The 19929-nt window shown below is 67.5% G+C and carries 22 protein-coding genes; 15 read left to right on the top strand and 7 right to left on the bottom strand.

Annotated features, from left to right (window positions below; genetic code table 11):
• Positions 1-133: 133 nt before the first annotated feature.
• Both LX81_RS12905 and LX81_RS12900 read right to left on the bottom strand, forming a co-directional pair.
• Complete coding sequence (locus LX81_RS12905) at positions 134-481, bottom strand: DUF2794 domain-containing protein (RefSeq protein WP_111537825.1); 348 nt, start codon at positions 479-481, stop codon at positions 134-136.
• Positions 482-679: 198 nt separating this feature from the next.
• The gene (locus LX81_RS12900) at positions 680-2338 is read right to left on the bottom strand and encodes a Y-family DNA polymerase (RefSeq protein WP_111537746.1); all 1659 of its coding nucleotides are present in this window, start codon (positions 2336-2338) and stop codon (positions 680-682) included.
• A gap of 141 nt (positions 2339-2479) precedes the next feature.
• Between LX81_RS12900 and LX81_RS12895 the strand changes: the two genes are divergently transcribed.
• The gene (locus LX81_RS12895; RefSeq protein ID WP_111537745.1) at positions 2480-3112 is read left to right on the top strand and encodes a glutathione S-transferase family protein; all 633 of its coding nucleotides are present in this window, start codon (positions 2480-2482) and stop codon (positions 3110-3112) included.
• 118 nt (positions 3113-3230) lie between these two features.
• Entirely contained in the window at positions 3231-4025 is a 795-nt protein-coding gene (locus LX81_RS12890; RefSeq protein WP_111537744.1) for a porin, read from the top strand.
• Positions 4026-4111: 86 nt separating this feature from the next.
• Here LX81_RS12890 and LX81_RS12885 read toward each other — a convergent pair whose 3' ends face one another.
• A complete protein-coding gene (locus LX81_RS12885) occupies positions 4112-4765 on the bottom strand; it encodes a hypothetical protein (protein ID WP_111537743.1) in 654 nt (217 codons plus the stop codon).
• A gap of 128 nt (positions 4766-4893) precedes the next feature.
• On the opposite strand from LX81_RS12885, the gene LX81_RS12880 reads away from it, so the two are divergent.
• The 4 genes from LX81_RS12880 (at position 4894) to LX81_RS12865 (ending at position 7784) form a co-directional block, all read left to right on the top strand.
• The gene (locus LX81_RS12880) at positions 4894-6006 is read left to right on the top strand and encodes an S-(hydroxymethyl)glutathione dehydrogenase/class III alcohol dehydrogenase (protein WP_111537824.1); all 1113 of its coding nucleotides are present in this window, start codon (positions 4894-4896) and stop codon (positions 6004-6006) included.
• 129 nt (positions 6007-6135) lie between these two features.
• Entirely contained in the window at positions 6136-6642 is a 507-nt protein-coding gene (locus tag LX81_RS12875; RefSeq protein ID WP_234822603.1) for a GNAT family N-acetyltransferase, read from the top strand.
• Between the two features lie 9 nt (positions 6643-6651).
• Positions 6652-7371 carry an NYN domain-containing protein gene (locus tag LX81_RS12870; RefSeq protein WP_111537741.1) on the top strand — a complete coding sequence of 240 codons (720 nt, stop codon included), beginning with the start codon at positions 6652-6654 and terminating at the stop codon, positions 7369-7371.
• A 5-nt stretch (positions 7372-7376) separates the two neighbouring features.
• Positions 7377-7784, top strand: coding sequence for an ester cyclase (locus tag LX81_RS12865; RefSeq protein ID WP_111537740.1), 408 nt, complete (start codon positions 7377-7379; stop codon positions 7782-7784).
• Here LX81_RS12865 and LX81_RS12860 read toward each other — a convergent pair.
• Complete coding sequence (locus tag LX81_RS12860; RefSeq protein ID WP_111537739.1) at positions 7769-8386, bottom strand: TetR/AcrR family transcriptional regulator; 618 nt, start codon at positions 8384-8386, stop codon at positions 7769-7771. The two genes, LX81_RS12865 and LX81_RS12860, sit on opposite strands and share 16 nt — an antisense overlap.
• 259 nt (positions 8387-8645) lie before the next feature.
• Here LX81_RS12860 and mbfA point away from each other — a divergent pair, with 259 nt between their 5' ends.
• Positions 8646-9623, top strand: a complete 978-nt coding sequence (gene mbfA / locus LX81_RS12855) for an iron exporter MbfA (protein WP_111537738.1) — start codon at positions 8646-8648, stop codon at positions 9621-9623.
• Positions 9624-9647: 24 nt separating this feature from the next.
• On the opposite strand, the gene LX81_RS12850 is transcribed toward mbfA, so the two are convergent.
• A complete protein-coding gene (locus tag LX81_RS12850) occupies positions 9648-9830 on the bottom strand; it encodes a hypothetical protein (RefSeq protein WP_111537737.1) in 183 nt (60 codons plus the stop codon).
• A gap of 133 nt (positions 9831-9963) precedes the next feature.
• On the opposite strand from LX81_RS12850, the gene LX81_RS12845 reads away from it, so the two are divergent.
• From LX81_RS12845 to LX81_RS12825, 5 genes are all read left to right on the top strand, one after another.
• The gene (locus tag LX81_RS12845) at positions 9964-10887 is read left to right on the top strand and encodes an AEC family transporter (protein ID WP_111537736.1); all 924 of its coding nucleotides are present in this window, start codon (positions 9964-9966) and stop codon (positions 10885-10887) included.
• A gap of 67 nt (positions 10888-10954) precedes the next feature.
• Entirely contained in the window at positions 10955-11785 is an 831-nt protein-coding gene (gene fghA, locus LX81_RS12840; protein WP_111537735.1) for an S-formylglutathione hydrolase, read from the top strand.
• On the top strand, positions 11776-12237 hold the full coding sequence (locus tag LX81_RS12835) for a YaiI/YqxD family protein (protein ID WP_111537823.1): 462 nt from the start codon (positions 11776-11778) through the stop codon (positions 12235-12237). The genes fghA and LX81_RS12835 overlap by 10 nt, the downstream gene beginning before the upstream one ends.
• Positions 12234-12857 (top strand): HAD family hydrolase, encoded by a 624-nt coding sequence (locus tag LX81_RS12830; protein WP_111537734.1) that lies wholly within the window; start codon positions 12234-12236, stop codon positions 12855-12857. Before LX81_RS12835 ends, LX81_RS12830 begins: the two co-directional genes overlap by 4 nt.
• Positions 12854-13756, top strand: coding sequence for an ornithine cyclodeaminase family protein (locus LX81_RS12825; RefSeq protein WP_111537733.1), 903 nt, complete (start codon positions 12854-12856; stop codon positions 13754-13756). The genes LX81_RS12830 and LX81_RS12825 overlap by 4 nt, the downstream gene beginning before the upstream one ends.
• Here LX81_RS12825 and LX81_RS12820 read toward each other — a convergent pair.
• Positions 13753-15393, bottom strand: coding sequence for a hypothetical protein (locus tag LX81_RS12820; RefSeq protein ID WP_111537732.1), 1641 nt, complete (start codon positions 15391-15393; stop codon positions 13753-13755). The two genes, LX81_RS12825 and LX81_RS12820, sit on opposite strands and share 4 nt — an antisense overlap.
• 255 nt (positions 15394-15648) lie before the next feature.
• On the opposite strand from LX81_RS12820, the gene LX81_RS12815 reads away from it, so the two are divergent.
• Genes LX81_RS12815 through LX81_RS12805 form a run of 3 tightly spaced genes read left to right on the top strand, consistent with a single transcriptional unit; the run spans position 15649 to position 18659 of the window.
• Positions 15649-16443, top strand: a complete 795-nt coding sequence (locus tag LX81_RS12815; RefSeq protein WP_111537731.1) for an SDR family NAD(P)-dependent oxidoreductase — start codon at positions 15649-15651, stop codon at positions 16441-16443.
• Positions 16444-16454: 11 nt separating this feature from the next.
• Positions 16455-17309, top strand: a complete 855-nt coding sequence (locus tag LX81_RS12810; protein ID WP_111537730.1) for an SDR family oxidoreductase — start codon at positions 16455-16457, stop codon at positions 17307-17309.
• 30 nt (positions 17310-17339) lie between these two features.
• Complete coding sequence (locus LX81_RS12805; protein ID WP_111537729.1) at positions 17340-18659, top strand: alpha-amylase family glycosyl hydrolase; 1320 nt, start codon at positions 17340-17342, stop codon at positions 18657-18659.
• Here LX81_RS12805 and LX81_RS12800 read toward each other — a convergent pair.
• Positions 18631-19833, bottom strand: a complete 1203-nt coding sequence (locus LX81_RS12800) for an IS256 family transposase (protein WP_111537624.1) — start codon at positions 19831-19833, stop codon at positions 18631-18633. The genes LX81_RS12805 and LX81_RS12800 overlap by 29 nt on opposite strands.
• Positions 19834-19929 lie beyond the last annotated feature (96 nt).

The raw sequence follows: 19929 nt of genomic DNA, 5'->3' as shown, positions 1-19929 counted from the left end.
TCGCCATCAGGATGGGCAGGGGTGGGGGTCGCGTGCAAGGCGAAATTTACCATTCTTGACACGTTTGGATGGTAGCACGCCAAGGCCCGATGCCGCTGCGGAAAGTTCGGTTGGGCGGAAACGCCGCGGCGGACTACTCGACGGGGCGGATGAGCTTGCGGTCGAGCACGCGCAGCACGGCCTTCAGGTCGCCGCCGCGCTTGAGGATCTGGCCGTCCATCGCGATGACGGCGTACTGGCCCTGCCGCCCGCGCAGCTTCGGGCGCTTCTCGATGCGGTAGATCGGGTGTTCCGCGGTGCGCCGGAAGACGGAGAAGACGGCGACGTCCTTGAGAAAGGACATGCCGTAGTCGCGCCATTCGCCCGCGGCGACCATGCGGCCGTAGAGACCGAGGATCAGGCCGAGCTCGATGCGGTCGAAGGCGGTGCGCGCATGCGGGTCGGGGCGACCGGGGAAGGGCGTGGGCGTCTGCATCGTCATGCCTCCAAGGTGGTGGACCGCGCGGCGCTTGGCAAGTCGCCGCGAGACCCGGCGTGCGATGCCCTCAAATCGTCCCGGCCGCGTCATCGCGGCGCCATCATCGCTCGGTAGTCAGACGGCACTGGCGCGATCAGGCGCCACGCCCGGTGTCGCGACGACATTGCCCCCCGACTAGTCGCGGCACCGGGACCTTTCGCCTCAGGCGAAGCTGCCATGGCAGAACCAGCCCGGCGACATCGCGCCCCCATGGGCGTAGAAGAGCCAGAGGCAATCGCCGCTCTCGCAGATCACGCGCCAGTAATCCCGCACGCCGCTGCGCCAGTTCGGATCGTCGAGCCACCATTCGGGCGCGATCCGCTCCGGTCCCGTCGCCTCCACGAGCCCGAGCCTGCGGCCGCGCCAGCGGAAGACCGGCGGCAGGCGGGGATGGAGCGGCGCGTCGACGAGTTCCGGCGGCCAGAGGAAGGCCGGGCGTGGCGTGGGCGAGGGCGGCCACTCCCCCGCGGGCTCCGACCAGGCGACGGCGAGCGTCACGAATCCCTTTTCCGGAATATGACTGTCGCCGGGATGATGGCGGATGATCCGGTCGAGCCCGATTCGCGCCCCGAGCCGTCCGACGAGGTCGTCGAGGGTGGGGGCGGCAGGGCCGGTCCGAGCGAGTGCGGCCTCCGTCACGGCGGCCTGGCCGCGCAGCTGCTGGGCCTGGACAGGTTCGGTCACATGCGCCACGAGGCGGATGATGTCGATGCCGTAGCCCGCGTCGATCTCCTCGAGCTTCATGGCGAGGAGGGGGCGCAGCCGGTCGGGGTCGTGGGCGGGCCGCGCGAGGCCCACGTCGATGGAGACCATCGAATGATCCGCGCGGTAGCATTCCATCCGCACCCGCCGCGCGCCCTGTCCCTTCTTCGCGAGCCGGTCGCAGAGCGGCGGCAGCAGCCGGTCGAGCGCGGCCAGCATGTCCGCCTCGAGCCCGATCGGGTCGGGCAGGGTGAGCCTGACGGAGAACCGCACCTTCGCCGCGACGGGAGAGACGGGCTCGGGCACGGCGCCGATCGCTTGGTCGAGGCGCAGCACGAGCTGGCGCCCGTAGCGCCGGGCGAGCGCCGCGCGCGGCTGGTCCGCGAGATCGTCGATGCGCCGGAGCCCCAGCCGGGTCAGCTCCGCCACGATTTGCGGATCGAGGCGCAGGGCGGGGAGGGGCAGGGCGGCGATGGCCGCGCGGGTGCGGCCCGGGGGCGCGATCCGCGCCGCGGGGCCTTCCGGCGCGGTGTCGCCGGGGCGGGCGCCGCCGCGTTCCCAGTGCCGCCGCTTGGCCGCGCGGGAGCGGGTGGCGGGCGCCTCCTGGTCGATGGCGTCGCCGTTGCGCACCGCCGCCGCGCCGAGCCCGGCATAGCGCGCGATCCCCCAGGCCGCGCCCACCGTGTCGGCGATGCCCATCCGCACGGTGAGGCCGTGCTCCGCGCAATCGGCGGCCACCTGCTCCATCAGCGCGGCCTCCCCCCCGAAGAGATGCGCGCAGCCGGTGAGATCGACGACGAGCGCGTCGGGCGGCTCCTCCGCCACCCAGGGGGAGAACTTGCCCGCCCAGCGGCGCAGCACCGCGAGGAAGGCCATCTCCGCGCGGTCGTTGCGCGTGCGGGTGACGAGGTTCGGACAGCGTGCCAGCGCGTCGCGCAGGCCGAGGCCCACATGCAGTCCCAGCGCCTCCGCGCCGGGACTGAGCGCGGAGAGCGTCTGCGTGTTCGCCTCCTCGGCGATGACGGCGAAGGGCAGGTCGGGCTCGAACCCGATCCTGCGCATCAGCCGTTCGGCCCCCATCCGGGGAAACCAGAGGGAGAGTATGCGGCGGTTTATCATGCGGGGGCCCCTGTGGCAGCAGGATGTTCCCTATACGTTCTTGCTAGCTCCGGCTCCGCCCCCTGTCGAGTCCGGGAAGGGCGATCGAACCGGACGGCACCGCCTGACGTTGCTTCCTCATCGGTTAACGAGGGGACGGAAATGGCAGACGCGACACTCTATGGCTTCGACGGGTCGACCTATGTGCGGACCGCGAAGATCCTCCTGAACCGCAAGGACGTGGCCTACGACCAGGTGCAGGTGAACGTGCTCGAGGGCGAGCCGAAGCAGCCCGAGCACCTGGCGCGGCATCCGTTCGGCAAGGTGCCCGTGCTCGACATCGACGGCCACCGCATCCGTGAGACCGATGCGATCGTGGCCTATCTGGAGGCCTCCCGCGAGGGACCGTCGGCCCTGCCCGAAAGCGCCTGGGACCGGGCGCGGGTGGCCGAGATCGTCTCGCTGGTCCATGCCTACGGCTACGACGCGCTGGTGGGCGTGGCCTTCTATCACATCAAGCCCGACTTCATCGGCAACCCGAGCGAGGCGGCGCATCGGGAGACGCTGGAGAAGGCCAGGACGTTCCTGGGGCTGGTGGACGAGATCCGCGCGGGCGATCCGTTCCTCGTGGGCGGAACCCCGACGCTTGCCGATTTCTACCTCGGCCCGATCGTGTTCTACACCAATCTGACGCCGCACAAGGACGAACTGCTCGACATCGGCCGAACGCGGGACTGGTACGATCAGTTGAGTGAGGAGCCGGATTTCACGCGGACGGAGCCGGATCTGGGGTGATCCGTCCGGTGCATGTGTCCGACGCGACACAGGGTGCGCCCCGCCCCGACGGCGCGCCTATCCACGTGCACGGGGAACGTGCAACAGGTGGGCATCGCTCTCCTGAAAGCAATTTGACATGGCACACTCGATCAAGATCATCCTCGCGGTAACGGCAATCGCCACCGCGTCCCCGGCGCTTGCCCAGCCGAAGGTGTTCGGCGAAGCGGGATTGTCGTTCACGCATACGGATTTGGGCGATGCGGGGGATCTCGACGCCCGCACGATCCACGCCTCCGGGGCGTTCGTGTCGGCGGCGGGCCTCGGGATACAGATCGGCGGCAGCTATCTCGACCTCGGAATCGGCGATGGCGCCGATCTCGAGACGTTCACGGGCGATCTGCACATCTACGGCGATTTCGGTACCTCCAAGGTCGGCGCCTTCGCGTCCGTGAGCAATCTCGACGAGATCGAGATCGACGGCTTCGGGGCGCTGGACCTCGATACCAAGATCAGCACCTACGGTCTGGAGGGGCAGAGCCGGATCGGCGCCACCACGCTGAGCGCCTATGCCGGGATCGGCGAAATCGAGGACGTATCGGACGTCGATACCGTGATCTACGGTCTCGGCGCGTCCTACGATCTCACGAGCAACGTCGCGCTCGCCGCGCGCTACGATGTCCTCGACTCGTCCGTCGACGGTTTTGACGACGCCGACACGCGGTTCGCCGCGCTGTCGCTCGGCATCGACTATTACGTCGACCTGCCGAACGCGCCGCTCCGGCTTTCGACGTCGGTCGCGCATGCGCAGATCGAGGACGGCGATTTCGACGAGGGCGATGTACGCTTCGGCATCAATATCGCCGTACTCTTCGGCGGCGATACGAGCACGCGGCGCGAGCGGCTCTTCGACACGCTGATCGGGGCGTTCTGATCCGGGTCGGACGGGACGGCCGCAAGGGCTGACGGGCGACGGCGCCATCGAGGCCTTTCGCGAAAGGGTTACGGCAGGGCTTCTCGTCAGCGTTGCAGAAGGCGCACGGTGAAGGGGCCCGCGCCGAGGCCGATCTCGCGGATGCCGGAGACGGCACCGTTCGAGACGGCATAGATGGCGCTCACGGCGACACGACGGAAGCGCAGGGGCGAAAGATGCCCCGGCCCGACGGTCACGGTATAGGCATATTCGCATACGAGCCCGTCGGCGGTCAGCGTTCGCGTCGTGGGAGAGATCGTCACCACCCGCCGCCCGTCGTAGATCCGGTAAGGATCCACGCAGTCGCGGGCGAGCGCGATCCTCGCGAAACCGCGTGCCGGGTCCGAGGTGCCCGGCGGCACGGCGGCGGGATCGGAGGCGTCGGTCGCCTCGCTTTCCGGGGAGACGGCGACGCGGGCGACGCGCGGGCCGTCGTATTCGATCTCGATGGCGCGCGTTTCGCCCGGGGAGGTCTCCACGCCGCGATAATATTTCCCGCCCGTGGAGGTGGCCACGAATTGCCCGTCGCCGACGCCCAGAGGCGTGTTGTCGAGCGTCGAGCGCAGGGTGACGTCGGCACTCGCCGCCTCGATCGAGATGCGGCCGAGAGTGAGCCCTGCGAGCGTCACGTCGAACTCGGCGGAGGCGGCGTCGGCCGCCGTGCCGAGCGCGGCAAGGGCCATGGCGAGGAAAAGCTTCATCGGACGCGCTCCACGAGGGGTCACCGGGACGTAGCCCAGTCGCGCGGGTTCGGCCAGAGTGCTGTCGGGTTGCAATCGGGCGGGATTTCGGAGGAGGTTCGGGGCGGAAAAGATTGGGAGTGCGCATCATGAAGACCCGTGCCGCCGTGGCCCTCGAGGCCGGCAAGCCGCTGGAGATCATGGAGGTGAACCTCGACGGCCCGAAGGCCGGCGAGGTGCTGGTCGAGATCCATGCGACGGGGCTCTGCCATACCGACGAGTTCACCCGCTCGGGCGACGATCCCGAGGGGCTCTTTCCGGCGATCCTCGGCCACGAGGGCGCGGGCGTTGTGCAGGAGGTTGGCGAGGGCGTGACTTCGCTCAAGCCCGGCGACCACGTGATCCCGCTCTACACCGCCGAATGCCGCGAATGCGAGTACTGCCTCAACCCCAAGACCAACCTCTGCCAGAAGGTGCGGACGACGCAGGGCCAGGGCGTGATGCCCGACGGGACGAGCCGGTTCTCGATGCCCGACGGCACGATGATTCATCACTACATGGGCTGTTCGACCTTCGCCAACCACACGGTCCTGCCGGAGATCAGCCTTGCCAAGATCCGCAAGGACGCGCCGTTCGACAAGGTGTGCTACATCGGCTGCGGCGTGACGACGGGCGTGGGCGCGGTGATCAACACCGCCAAGGTGGAGCCGGGATCGAACTGCGTTGTCTTCGGGCTCGGCGGGATCGGGCTCAACGTGATCCAGGGGCTGAGGCTCGTGGGCGCGGGGATGATTGTCGGCGTCGACCTGAACCCCGAGAAGGCGGAATTCGCGAAGCAGTTCGGCATGACCCATTTCGTCAACCCAAAGGAGGTCGAGGGCGATCTGGTCGCGCATCTCGTGGAGCTGACGGGCGGCGGGGCGGATTACTCCTTCGAATGCATCGGCAACGTCAACGTCATGCGCCAGGCGCTCGAATGCGCGCACAAGGGCTGGGGCGAATCGATCATCATCGGCGTCGCGGGCGCGGGGCAGGAGATCTCCACCCGTCCGTTCCAGCTCGTCACCGGGCGGTCCTGGCGCGGGTCGGCCTTCGGCGGCGCGCGGGGACGGACGGACGTGCCCAAGATCGTCGACTGGTACATGGAGGGCAAGATCGACATCGACCCGATGATCACCCACAAGCTCACGCTCGACGAGATCAATCACGGCTTCGAGCTCATGCACGAGGGCAAGTCGATCCGCGCGGTGGTCGAATTTTGAGACTCGAGTCCCGTCGGGCGGTCCGGAGGGAGGATAGCGGAGCCGCCATCCTCCCCTACAGACGCACGCGGATCAAACGAACACCGATCCGCGTCGTCCCTGACTACCAAACGGACGCGGTTCAGCGAAGTGAAAGCCAATCAAGTGGTTAACGGCAAGTTGACGTTGCGCCGCGTGACGCGGCCCGGTGACGATGCCCGTCTCTGGGCGATCCTCGGGCCGATCTTCCGTGCGGGCGATACCTACGCGATCGATCCCGGGATCGCGGAGGACGACGCGCTCGCCTACTGGTGCGGGCCCGCCCACGAGACCTGGCTCACCGAGGACGGGACGGGAAGCTACTATCTGCGGGCCAACCAGGGCGGGAACGGCGACCATGTCTGCAATGCGGGCTTCGCGACGTCGCAGGCGGCGCGGGGCCGCGGGACGGCGCGCGGAATGCTCGAGCACGCGCTCGATCGGGGCCGCGACCGGGGCTTTCGGGCGATGCAGTTCAACTTCGTCGTCTCTCGGAACGTCCGCGCCCTGGCGATCTGGTCGGATTACGGGTTTGACATCGTGGGCCGCGTGCCGCAGGCCTTCCGCCACCCCGAAGAGGGCTTCGTCGACGCCCTCGTCCTGCACCGTTTTCTCTGAGAGGCGCCGATGCCCTCCCGCGACCGCCCGCTCTACGCCGTCCTGATCGACGCCGACAACATCCCGGCCAAGTATGCCGGACCGATCCTGCAGGAGATCACCTCCTTCGGGGAGCCGGCGCTGCGCCGCGTCTATGGCGACTGGTCCTCGGGACGGCTCGCCAACTGGTCGAAGACGGTGCGCGACCTCGGTCTCGTCGCGCATCAGGAGACGGCCAACACGGTGGGCAAGAACGCCTCCGACATCGGGCTCGTCATCGACGCGATGGACATCCTGCATACCGGCCGGTTCGACGGCTTCGTCCTCGTCTCGTCGGATTCCGATTTCACCGCGCTCGCCAACCGGGTCAGGGAGAACGGGCTCGACGTGATCGGGATCGGTGAGGGCAAGGCGCCGGAGGCGCTCCGCAACGTCTGCAACCGCTTCATCCTGATCGAGAACATCGTCGACGAGCCGGTGCAGCCGAAGAGCGAGGATTCGGGTCGCGCCCCCTCGGGCAAGGTCGCGCCCGTCGAGGCGGTGCCGCTCATCCTGCGCGCGATGGACAAGATCGAGCAGGACGACGAGTGGTACGCGCTGGGCCAGCTCGGACAATACATCACCGCCGAGAACCCGGATTTCGACACGCGGACCTATGGCCGGCGCAAGCTCTCCGACCTCGTGCAGGAGCTCAAGCGCTTCGAGACGAAGAAAATCGGCAACCAGCTGCATCTCCGCCGCGTGGATTGACGCCGGTGACGCCGGGGGCTCTCCGGGATTTCTACGACGGCTACATCGCCTGCCTGAACGCGCGGGACTGGACCGCCCTCGGCGATTTCGTGCACGAGGCGGTGCGTTACAATGAGGAGGAGGTCGGGCTCGCGGGCTATCGCGCCATGCTCGAGCGCGACGTCCTCGACATCCCAGACCTTTCGTTCCGCGTCGAATGGCTGGCCTGCGAGCCGCCCCTCGTCGCGGCGCGGCTCGCCTTCGATTGCACGCCGTTGGGCGACCTCTTCGGCCTGCCGGTCGACGGGCGGAGGGTCCGCTTCCACGAGAACGTCTTCTACCGGATCGACGAGAGTCGCATCGCGGACGTCCGGTCGATCATCGACAGGGCCGCGGTGGCCGCGCAGGTGGGTGCGCTCTACCGGGTGGCGTAGCGGGCGAGAAACATCTCCACCGCGCCGTCGATGACGCGGGCGCGTTCCGCCTCGGTGAATTCCGTCTGCATGCCGAAGACGAGGCGCGGGAAGAGCTCCGCCTTGCACAGCTCCGCGAACTGGTGGGCGGCGAGGCAATGGTCGTCGATGGCAAGCTCGCCACGCGCCTTGGCGCGGGAGAAATAGCGGCAGAGCGTCCGTTCCACGAGGCCCGGACCGCTTTCCCAGAACCGCGCACCCAGTTCCGGAAAGCGGTCCGTCTCCGCCACGCAGATGCGAAAGACCTTCTGCCCGAATTCCGACAGCAGGAAACCCAGGAGATGGGTCCCGGCAAAGCGCAAGGCCTCGGCGGGCGGCGCATCCATGTCGAGATCGTCGAAGGCGGCGGCGGCCTGCTTGCCGCATTCGCAGGTCGCGACTTCCATGAAGAGGAGCCGCTTGTCGGCGAAGTAGGAATAGAGCGTGGCCTTGGAGACGCCCGCGCGCTTGGCGATCGTGTCGACGCTCGCCCCTTCGAACCCGTCCGCCATGAAGACGTCGCGGGCCCCGGCCAAGACCTGCTGGTACTTCCGCCCGCGACGTATGCCGCTCTCGTCGTTCATTCCCACCCCCAAGGCACGGGCAGCCGTCACCATCCGGCGCAATCGGCCTCTTGTCTAGAAGTGGGGACGGGGGGCACGCTTGTCCAGAACGCGATGCGCGCGGGAACCCGATCGCCGGTCTCCCGCGCATCGGTGCGGTGTAGCGAGCGAAGGACATGCCCATGGCGGTCGATCCGGAACAGAGACCGTCGCCACTTGGCATCCGGCCAAGCTTCACTAGATTAGAACAATTCTAAAAACTCTCTCGTCGAGGCCTGCCATGCTCCCCTTCTTCCAGGATCGCCGCCGTTTCACCGACCTCAGCGAACGGGAGATCGTCGCCCTCGCGATCTCGTCCGAGGAGGACGATGCCCGCATCTATCGCGGTTACGCCGACCGGATCCGCGCCGATTTCCCCGCATCGGCCAAGGTGTTCGACGGCATGGCGGTCGAGGAGGACGACCATCGCCGGCGCCTGATCGAGCTGCACCGGGAGCGGTTCGGCGAGACGATCCCGCTGATCCGCCGCGAACACGTGGCCGATTACTACGGGCGGCGGCCGGTCTGGCTGATCGAATCGCTGGGGATCGAGCGGATCCGGGACGAGGCGGAGGCGATGGAGCGTGACGCGCAGGCCTTCTACGAGGCAGCGCAGACGCGGGTCGGCGACGCACGCACGCGCGCGCTTCTCGGCGATCTCGCCGCGGCGGAGGCGGGTCATTCCGAACTGGCGCGGAGCCTCGCCGACGAGCATTTGGGCGAGGAGACCCGCGATGCCGAGGCGCGCACGGCGCATCGGCAATTCGTCCTCACCTGGGTCCAGCCGGGGCTCGCGGGCCTGATGGACGGGTCCGTCTCCACGCTTGCGCCGATCTTCGCGGCGGCCTTCGCCACCGGCGATACCTGGAACACGTTCCTCGTCGGCCTCGCGGCGAGCGTCGGCGCGGGGATCTCGATGGGCTTCACCGAAGCCGCGTCGGACGATGGCGCGATCTCGGGGCGCGGTGCGCCGTTGAAACGCGGCCTCGCCTCCGGCGTGATGACGACGCTGGGCGGGCTCGGCCACGCGCTGCCCTACCTGATCCCCGATTTCTGGACCGCGACCGCGATCGCGTTCGTCGTCGTCTTCATGGAGCTCTGGGCCATCGCATGGATCCAGAAGCGCTACATGCAGACCCCGTTCTGGCGCGCCGCGTTGCAGGTCGTGGCAGGCGGCAGTCTCGTGCTTGCCGCCGGGGTGCTGATCGGGTCAGGCTGAGCTAGGGAGGCTAAGGCCCGCGGCTCAGTTGTAACGGCCGATATACTCGCTGGAGAGATCGGCGGTCGAGTTCGATCCGCAATCCTCCCCGGAATATCCGAGCGAGTGCTCGAGCTGCGTGCAATCGTCATCGGGCATCATGCCGGCACATCCCGATATTCCGAGCGCCGCGGCGAGCATGAGCATGGCGTTTCGCATCTGTCGCATGGGTCATCCTCCTCGTGAGGACAGTTTAACGTAACGGAAGCCGCATCGGATCCATGCGCTCGGCATATTCGGGGCTGCGACCCCGCCGGCGGCGGGGCTGGACGGCGGGGGTGGCGCGGGCTACGCGCGGGGCATGTTCGCCGTGCTGTCGCAGACCTTGCCCTTTTTCGCTCTGATCGCACTCGGTTACGGCGCGGCACGGCGGGGGATGTTCGGGGCGGAGGCCGTTGCCGCGCTCACCGTGTTCGTGTTCTACTTCGCGCTTTCCGCCATGCTGTTTCGTTTCGCCGCCGATCTCGACCTTGCCGCGGCGATCGATCCGGCCTTCCTCGGCGCCTATTTCACCGCGACGCTCGCGGTCTATCTCCTCGCGACCATGGTCGCGTTCCTGAGGCGGCGCGGTACGATGGAAGCCGCGATCGAGGCGCAATGCGCGGTGATCGGCAACGTGGGCTTTCTCGGCATCCCGATGCTGGCGCTCTTGCTCGGCGAGGCGTCGGTGGGGCCGATCATCCAGGTCCTCTCCATCGACCTGATCTTCTTCGGCGGGCTCGTCGTGATCCTCCTGACCGTGGGGCGGGGCGGGCGGGCCGGACCGGCGCTGATCGCGACCGTGGCGTCGGGCCTCGCGCGAAACCCGATGATCGTGGCGACGGCCGCGGGCCTCGTCTGGTCGGGGTTCGCCCTTCCGATCCCCGGCCCGGTGGACCGGTTTCTCGAGATCCTCGGCGCCGCGGCGACGCCCGGTGCGCTCTTCGCCATCGGCGCCTCGCTGGCCTCGAAGAGCGCGGAGCGGCTCTCCGTCGCGATCTGGCTCTCCGCAGCCAAGCTTGTCCTGCATCCGGGTGCGGTCGCGATCGCGGCGCTCTTCGTCTTCGACGTGGAGCCTTACGCGGCGGGGGTGATGATCGCGGCGGCCTCGCTTCCCGTGGCGGGCAACGTCTACATCATCGCGCAGAGCTACGGCGTGGCGCCGCAGCGGGCATCCTCGGCGATCCTGGTCTCCACGGTGCTGAGCGTCGTGAGCGTCACCTGGGTGCTCGCCCGGCTCGCCTGAGCGCTGCCTTGCCGCCCGACCCCTCCCGCGTTAGCCAAGGGACGAACCGGTCGAGGGAGAACGGACGATGGAGACGAAGGCCGAGAATGCCTGCTTCGGTGGAACGCAGGGCGTCTATTCCCACCGCTCGGAGGTCTGCGCCTGCGACATGACCTTCGGCCTCTTCCTGCCCGTGGAGGCGAAGGACGGGCCGGTGCCGCTCCTGTGGTTCCTCTCGGGGCTCACCTGCACGCACGAGAACGCGATGACGAAGGCCGGTGCGCAGTCCCATGCCGCCGCGCACGGGATCGGCCTCGTTTTCCCCGACACCTCTCCGCGGGGCGAGGACGTGGCCGACGACGACGATTTTGCGATGGGGCAGGGCGCGGGCTTCTACGTCAACGCGACGGAGGCGCCGTGGAAGGCGAACTTCCGGATGTGGGATTACGTGACGGGGGAGCTTCCCGCGCTCCTGGGCGAGCACTTCGCCGTCGATCTTTCGCGGCAATCGATTACCGGCCATTCGATGGGCGGCCACGGCGCGCTCACCATCGCGATGCACATGCCCGAGACCTACCGCGCCGTCTCAGCCTTCGCGCCGATGGCCAATACGACGGACAGCGATTGGGGGCGCCCGCAACTCCGCGCCTATCTCGGCGACGACGCGGAGGCCCATGCGCGCCACGACGCCTCCCGCCTCGTGGCGGAGCGGGGCTTTCCGGGGCCGATGCTGATCGACCAGGGGACCTCGGACCAGTTCCTCGACAAGCTCAAGCCCGAGGCGCTGGCGACAGCCATCGCCACGCGGCGGCAGGAGGCCACGTTCCGGATGCAGCCGGGTTACGATCACAGCTATTTCTTCGTCTCGACCTTCATCGAGGATCATGTCGACTTCCACGCGGACGCGCTCTGGTCGTGATCTATGTCGACGCGGATGCCTGCCCGGTGAAGGCGGAGGTCGAGACGGTCGCGACGCGGCTGAAGGTCCATACCTTCATGGTCTCGAACGGCGGCATCCGGCCCTCGCCCAATCCGCTGATCGAGAGTATCTTCGTCGATGCGGGGCCCGATGTGGCCGACATGTGGATCGCGGAAAGGGCGGGGGCAGGCGACGTGGTGGTGACGAACGACATCCCCCTTGCCGCGCGCTGCGTGGAGGCGGGGGCGGTGGTCCTCAAGCCCAACGGGGAGGCGCTGACATCCGCGAATGTGGGTCAGGCGCTGGCCACGCGGGATCTGATGGCCGACCTGCGTGCGGCCGATCCGTTCCGGCAGGGCGGCGGGCGGCCCTTCGCGAAGGCGGACCGGTCGCGTTTCGCCTCCGCGCTCGACCGTGCGGTACAAAAGGCGGAACGGGAGCGACGGACATGAGCGTGGAAGCGGTGATCTTCGACATCGGCAACGTGCTGATCGAATGGCAGCCGGAGCGGTACTACGACCGCACGATCGGCCGGGAGAAACGGCGGGCGATGTTCGACGCGGTGGACCTCCACGGCATGAACGAGCGCATCGACCGCGGCGAGAACTTCCGGGACGTGGTCTATGCGGTCGCGGCGGCCACGCCGGGATGGCAGGCCGAGATCCGCGACTGGCACGATTGCTGGATCGAGCTCGCGGAGCCGGTCATCCCGCATTCCCTGTCGCTCCTGCGCGCGCTGCGCTCGAAGGGCGTGCCGGTCCACGCGCTCACGAATTTCGGCGTCGAGAGCTTCGCGCTCGCCAAGACGCATTATCCGTTCCTGAACGAGTTCGATACGGCTTTCGTCTCGGGGCACATGGGGGTGACCAAGCCCGATCCGCGCATCTACGAGATGGTGGAAGCGACGACTCGGCTCGCCCCGGAGACGCTGCTCTTCACCGACGACCGCGCCGAGAATATCGAGGCGGCCGCCGCGCGGGGCTGGCAGGTCCATCTCTTCGAGGGGGCCGGGGGCCTGGCCGAGCGGCTGGTCTCGGAGGGATTGCTGAGCGCGCGGGAAGCCGCGCCATGAGGATGGTGGGCTTCGACGAAGGCGAGGCCGCCCTCGACTGGATCGCGCTCACCGATGCACTGGCCGAGGGGCACACGCTTCCCCGCGCGGAGGTGACGGACGGGTTCCTGCGCCGCGGGGCCGACACGCTCCTCAACCGCGCGGCCTGGATCGACGGGCTCGGGATCGGGGTGAAATCGGCGACGATCTTTCCGGGCAACCGCGACCGGCCATCGGTCAACGGCGGCATGTGCGTCTATTCCGATGCGGACGGGACGCTTGAGGCGGTGATCGACTTTCATCTGGTGACGAAGTGGAAGACTGCCGGCGACAGCCTGCTCGCTGCCCGGCGCCTCGCCCGTCCCGACAGCCGCACGATCCTCATCTGCGGAGCGGGAACCGTGGCCGTCGCATTGCGAGAGGCCTACGGCGCGCTCTTTCCGGATGCGGAATTCTTGGTCTGGAACCGGACCGCCGACCGAGCCCGCCGGCTCGCGCAAGGCTTCGAACGGACGGAGGCGGTGGAGGGGCTGCGGGAGGCGGTCGAGCGTGCCGATATCGTGACCTTGGCGACGATGGCCGAGACACCGTTTCTCGAGGGCGACTGGCTGCGTCCGGGCCAGCACGTCGACCTCATCGGCGCCTACCGCGCCGACATGCGGGAGGCCGACGATGCCGCGCTCCATCGCGCCCGGCTCTTCTGCGACAGCCGTGACACGGTGATGGGCCATATCGGCGAGCTGAAGATCCCGCTCGAGGCGGGCACGATCGGGCCGGAGGCGATGATCGCCGACTATTACGACCTTGACTCCGGCAGCTTCGTGCGCGGGACGGCGGAGGAGATCACGCTCTTCAAGAACGGCGGCGGCGCGCATCTCGACCTGATGACGGCACGCCACATCCTCGACAGCCTGACCTAACGTTCGGGAAGACCCGCGCGGCGGAGCGCCTCCGCCCATCGCTGTCCCTGCGCCATCAGGCCCGCGGGGTGGCGCGCCTGATAGCGCGAGACGGTCAGGTCGGGCTCGAGACGCTTGAGCGTCGCGATCGTCTGCGCGGCGGCGGCGTGGTCGTCGAGCAGTTCCTGCGCGATGGCGAGTGTGCGGTAGGAGGAGGTGTGCCGCGGGTTGGACGCGATCGACCGCTCCGCGAGCACGCGCGCCGTCTCATTGTCATCCGCCACCTGATGGGCGGTCGCGGCGATGGCGTCGTAAAAATACCCGAGCGGATCAAGTGGCGAGAGCGCGCGGGCGCGGCTGGTGAATTGCACCGCCTCTTCGCCGTTACCGAGAAAGGCGTGCATCCGGCCGAACATCAGCCAGGCCAATGCCTGGTTGGGATTGATCCGGGTCGCCTCGGTGAAGCGAGAATGTGCCAGATCGGGGTCGCCGAGGCTCGATCCCTGGATCATTCCGTCGACGGTAAGCGAGATCGAGCAGACCGGATCGACGTCGAGCCCGCGCGCAGCGCTTTGGGCGGCACGCTGCATATCGGCTTGCGGGTCGTCGCTCCACCCCTGGGAGATCGCAAGGATGTACCACTTCGCAAGCCATGCGTAGAGTTCGGAGCGTTCCGGATTGCGCTGGATCAGTTCCTCGAGCTGCCGCCGCGCCTGTATGAAGGAGGTCTGCCGGTGCTGGTGCATCTGCGCAATCGACGCCATGAAGAGCGCATGACTCTCGACCTCGGGCAGGGGGCGGGAGCGGGCGAGATCGACGGAGCTACGCAGGATGGTCTGCCCCGCCTGTTCGGCGATCTGGCGCACGATAACGCTGTCACCCATCAGCACGTCCCGGATCGCGCCGGTAAAGGTATGGGTCCAGACGATGTGGCCGGTCGCCGCTTCGATGAAATCGGCATCGAGGCGGAAATCGCGCCCGTCGCTCCGCAGCGCGCCGTGGATCAGGTAATCCGCATCGAGCTGGCTTCGCACGTCCTGCAATTGCAGCGATCCGCCGGAGAACGAGCGGCAGGAGAGATGCGAGATCACGTCGATCATGCGGGATCGCGATATCGCCCGCGTCGTCTCCGCCGCGAAGAGGTCGGCGAAATCCCGCGTCCCCGGTTCGCCGTCGATGGCCTGGAACGGAACGACGGCCAGGGTGGGCGAGATCGCGATGCGCGGCCGGGGGCGTTCGCGGTCCGCGCGCCCTCGGTCGCGTTCATGGGCGAGCCATTCCTCGAAGGCAGGCTCGCGAATGGTCAGCCCGTCGAGGAACGGCCCGTCACGCTCGCCGCCGCAGATGCGGACCTCCTCCGGCCTCAGGCGCAGGTCGATGTTCGAGACGTCGAAGAGCCGGCCGTAGGCCGTCTCGCCGAAGATGCGCTTCAAATCGGAGATGGCGCGGCGCAGGCTCTGCCGTCCGAGTTCCTCTCCCGACCGGCTCCAGAGGCGCGATTGCAGCCAGGTGCGCGATTGCGTGCCGTTGCGGCCGATCGCGAGCATGGCGAGGAGCGCCCGATGCTTCGCGCCGGGAATCTGAACCCGTGTTCCGTCACTCCATCGGCACGAAAAGGACCCGTAGAGTTGCAGTTCGAGTTTCGGTTCGCTTCCCATGTCAAATCACTCGCATCCGCAGGATGCTGCGGTTGATCCACTGTCTCGAACCGCAATCTATCTCACATCGCACGTTCACGAGGTTAAATTCTAGCCCGGAGCCGGTCCATTTCACGCAGAGTATTCGGGATCGGCCGGGACGGGCCTGCCGAGGCTTATCCGCCCTCCACGCTCCGGACGTCGCGACGCTTCGACGCGGAACGTTCCGAGGTGGATGCCGTTAAGCGGCGAACCAGAACCGATACAGGGTATCACATGGACCTTCAGATAAAGGGCAAGACTGCCCTCATCACCGGCGGCAGCGGCGGTCTCGGCTTTGCCGCGGCGCGTCTTCTCCACGCCGAGGGCGTTTCGCTGACCCTCACCGATCTCGACGCGGATGCGCTCGAGCGGGCGGCCTCGGAACTTGGCGACGACGTCGCCACCCATGCCGCCGACCTTACCGATACGGCGCAAATCGGGGCCCTTGCCGACAAGCTGCGCGAAGCGGGCGGCTGCGACATCCTCGTCCACGCGGCGGGTGTCACCGGCGAAAAGGGCGATCCGCTCGAGATGACGGACGAGGAATATCACCGCGTCTGGGAAACGAACTTCCTGTCCGCCGTCAGGCTCGCGCGCGCGATGGTGCCGCAGATGGCGGAGAAGGGCTGGGGCCGGATGGTCTGCGTGACCTCCGAGAACGCCGTGCAGCCCTATGTCGAGGAGGCGGTCTACAACACCGCGAAGGCCGCGCTTCTCAATTTCACCAAGGGTTTGGCCCAAGCCTATGCAGGGAAGGGCGTGCTCATCAACACCGTCTCCCCGGCCTTCATCGAGACGCCGATGACGGACGGAATGATGGAGAAGCGCGCCGAGCAGCTGGGCGTCAGCCGCGACGAGGCGATCGAGAGCTTCCTCAAGGAGGAACGTCCGTTCCTCAAGATCGGCCGCCGCGGCCGTGCGGACGAGGTGGCGCCCGCCATCGCGCTCCTCTGCTCGTCGATCGCAAGCTTCACCTCCGGATCCGCCTGGCGCGTGGATGGCGGCGCCGTCGGCGCCATGAATACCTGAAGGAGATCACAATGACCGATGCCCCCGACATTCCGGGCCAGCACCAGGACAAGATGCCGGCCGACGAGTACAAGATGGATCCGGCCCCCGACTACACCCCGCGCCATCCCGGCGTGGGCAAGCTCAAGGATAAGGTGGCCTTCATCACCGGCGGCGACAGCGGCATAGGCCGCGCTGTGTCCGTCCTCTTCGCGCGCGAGGGCGCGAAGGTCGCCATCGCCTATCTCGACGAGGACAAGGACGCCGAGGAAACAAAGCGGCTTGTCGAGGAGGAGGGCTCCGAAGCACTCCTCATTCGTGGCGATCTCGGTGTGAAGGACCACGCGACGAAGGCCGTCGAGGAAGCCGTGGCGCATTTCGGCAAGCTTGACATCCTGATCAACAACGCGGCCCAGCAATGGATCGACGAAGATCTGACGGAATTGTCCGAAGAGCGCCTGCGCCGGGTCATGGACAGCAACGTGATGGCCTATTTCTTCTGCACGCAGGCCGCGCTGCCGCACCTGAAGGAGGGGGCGTCGATCGTCAACACGACCTCCGTCAACGCGTTCAAGGGCAACGACACGCTCATCTCGTACTCGACGTCGCGCGGGGCGAGCCTCGCCTTCTCGCGCTCGATGGCCGCGAACCTCGTCGACAAGGGCATCCGGGTGAATGCCGTTGCGCCGGGCCCTGTCTGGACGCCGTTCATCCCGGGCTCCATGCCCGACGAGATGGTAGAGGGCTTCGGATCCGGCTCTCCGATGGGCCGGGCCGGACAGCCCTGGGAGATCGCGACCGCGTATCTCTTCCTCTGTTCGAGCGACGGCAGTTTCTACACCGGGCAGACGCTGCATCCGAATGGCGGGATGCGCGTCGGCGCCTGAGCCGACACGTAACGAGTTCAGAGAGTACCCATGTCGAAGACCGGCGATTGGCGGAAGGCCCCCGTCATATACGAGATCTATGTCCGCTCCTTCGCGGACTCCACCGGGTCGGGCATCGGTGACCTCAGAGGGGTCACCGAGCGTCTCGAGCATGTCGCCGCGCTCGGAGTGGATGCGATCTGGCTCTGCCCGTTCTTCGTCTCCCCGCTCGACGATGGCGGCTACGACATCGTCAATCACCGCGAGGTGGCGGAGCGGCACGGCACGATCGAAGATTTCGACGCGCTCGTCGCCCGCGCGCACGAACTCGGGCTGAAGGTGCTGATCGACCAGGTGTTCAACCACACCTCCTGCGATCATCCGAAGTTCGAGGCGGCGATCGCGGGCGACGAGGACGAGGCGGCCTGCTATCTCTGGCGCGATCCGAAGCCCGACGGGACGGCGCCCAACAACTGGATCTCGCAGTTCGGGCAGCCGGCATGGACCTGGAACCATCGACGGCGGCAATATTACCTCCACCAATTCCTTCCGTGCCAGCCGAGCCTCAACCTGCGCAATCCGCGTGTGCGGGAGATGCATTGCGAAACGATCAACTTCTGGCTCGACCGTGGCGTCGACGGGTTCCGGCTCGATGCCGTCACGTCCTACCTCTACGACGAATCGCTCGCGGACAATCCGCCCGCGCGCCCCGTCGTCCAGGACCAGGTGTCGGGGCCGAACTACAATCCCTATACCTACCAGGACCATGTCTACGACATGCTGCCCGGAGACGGTGCGGCTTTCGCGGAGACGGTCCGCTCCTGGGTCGGCGGCGATGTTTTCCTCCTCGGCGAGAGCACATCGGGCAATCAGTCGATCAAGCTCGCCATGGATTTCTCGGAGCCCGGTCGGCTCGACTTTTGCTACACCCACGACGCGATCCACGGAGCACAGGGCCCGCAGCTCATGGCCGACGTGCTGCGCGACCTCGACGGGCGCTGGCGACTGCCCTGGTGGTTTTCCTGCCACGACCAGCCGCGGCACAATTCGAAACTCGGCGACGGCACGCCCGAAAGCGCCAGGTTCTTCGCGCTGCTACTCGCGCCACTGCCGGGGCCCGTCCTCATCTACCAGGGGGAGGAGCTGGGGCTGTCACAGCCGAAACTTTCCTACGAGGAGAACACCGACCCGTTCGACCGACTCTACTGGCCCGATCCGCCGGGCCGCGAGGGGCCCCGCGTTCCGATCCCCTGGACGGAGGACGGTCCCGCACGCGGCGATGATGTCCCAGCTCGTGGTGTAGCTGGTGGCGGGCCTCGCGCTCAGAGGCGGGCCGAGCTGGTCAGTCGCGCTGCGCAGCAGGCAGGCTGACTATGGCATCATCGCAGACCGGTGCGAGCGTTTCCAGCGTGAGGTAGCGGCCACGTTGAACGGTCCATTCCTCGGTCTGCTCCATCAGGATCGCGCCGACGAGCCTGCGTATCGAGCTCTCGTTCGGGAAGATGCCGACGACATCGGTGCGCCGCTTGATCTCGCCGTTCAGGCGCTCGATCGGGTTCGTGCTGTGAAGCTTGGCGCGATGCTGGGCGGGGAAGGTCATGTAGGCGAGCACATCCTCTTCCGCCGTGTCAATGAGCTTGGCGAGCTTCGGCAGCTTCGAGCGCATCTGATCGGCCACCAGCCGCCACTGAGCCTTGGCCGTGGCGTGGTCCGGCTGGGCGAAGGCGGTGGCGATGAAGGCGGAAACCACCCTACGGCTGCTCTTTCCGGCATGGGCAAGCGCATTGCGCTGGAAATGGACACGGCAGCGCTGCCAGGTAGTGGAAAGCACCCGGGCCGTGGCGGCCTTGATCCCCTCATGGGCGTCGCTGACCACCAGCTTCACGCCGCCCAGCCCGCGGCGCACGAGATTGCGCAGGAACTCGGTCCAGAAGGGTTCGGCCTCGGACGCTCCGATCGCCATGCCCAGGACCTCGCGCCGCCCGTCGGTGTTCACGCCCACTGCGATGGTCACGGCCGCGGAGACGATGCGCCCGCCCTGACGAACCTTGAGATAAGTCGCGTCGATCCAGAGGTAGGGCCATTCGCCCTCGATGGGCCGCGTCAGGAACGCGTCCACCCGCTCGTCGATCTCCTCGCACAACCGGCTGACCTGGCTTTTCGAAATGCCGGTGCCCCCCATGGCCTGCACGAGGTCGTCCATGGACCGTGTCGAGACGCCATGGACGTAGGCCTCCTGAATGACGGCCGTCAGCGCCTTCTCCACCGAGCGTCGCGGTTCGAGGAAGGACGGGAAATAGCTCCCCGTGCGCAGCTTCGGAATGCGCAGCTCGACGTTCCCTGCTCGGGTCTGCCAGTCCCGATCGCGGTAGCCGTTGCGCTGTGCAAGGCGCTCTCCGCTTTTCTCTCCGTAGTCGGCACCGGTCTTCGTGCCGACCTCCAGCTCCATCAGCCGCTCGGCGGCGAAGCCGATCATCTCGCGGAGCAGGTCCGCGTCGCCGCTCTTCTCCACGAGCGCGCGGAAGTCCATCATCGGTTTAGTCATCGGGAACATCCCTCGGTTCAGGTTGGTGTCAGCAACCCGACCCTACCGAGAAACCCGATGGCCACCGCCAGCTACACCACCCCCCGGGACGTCACC

Source organism: Palleronia aestuarii, assembly GCF_003253995.1.
GTDB classification, from domain to species: domain Bacteria; phylum Pseudomonadota; class Alphaproteobacteria; order Rhodobacterales; family Rhodobacteraceae; genus Palleronia; species Palleronia aestuarii.
Note: the sequence above shows the minus strand (reverse complement) of the source record. Positions and strands in the feature narration are given on the sequence as shown.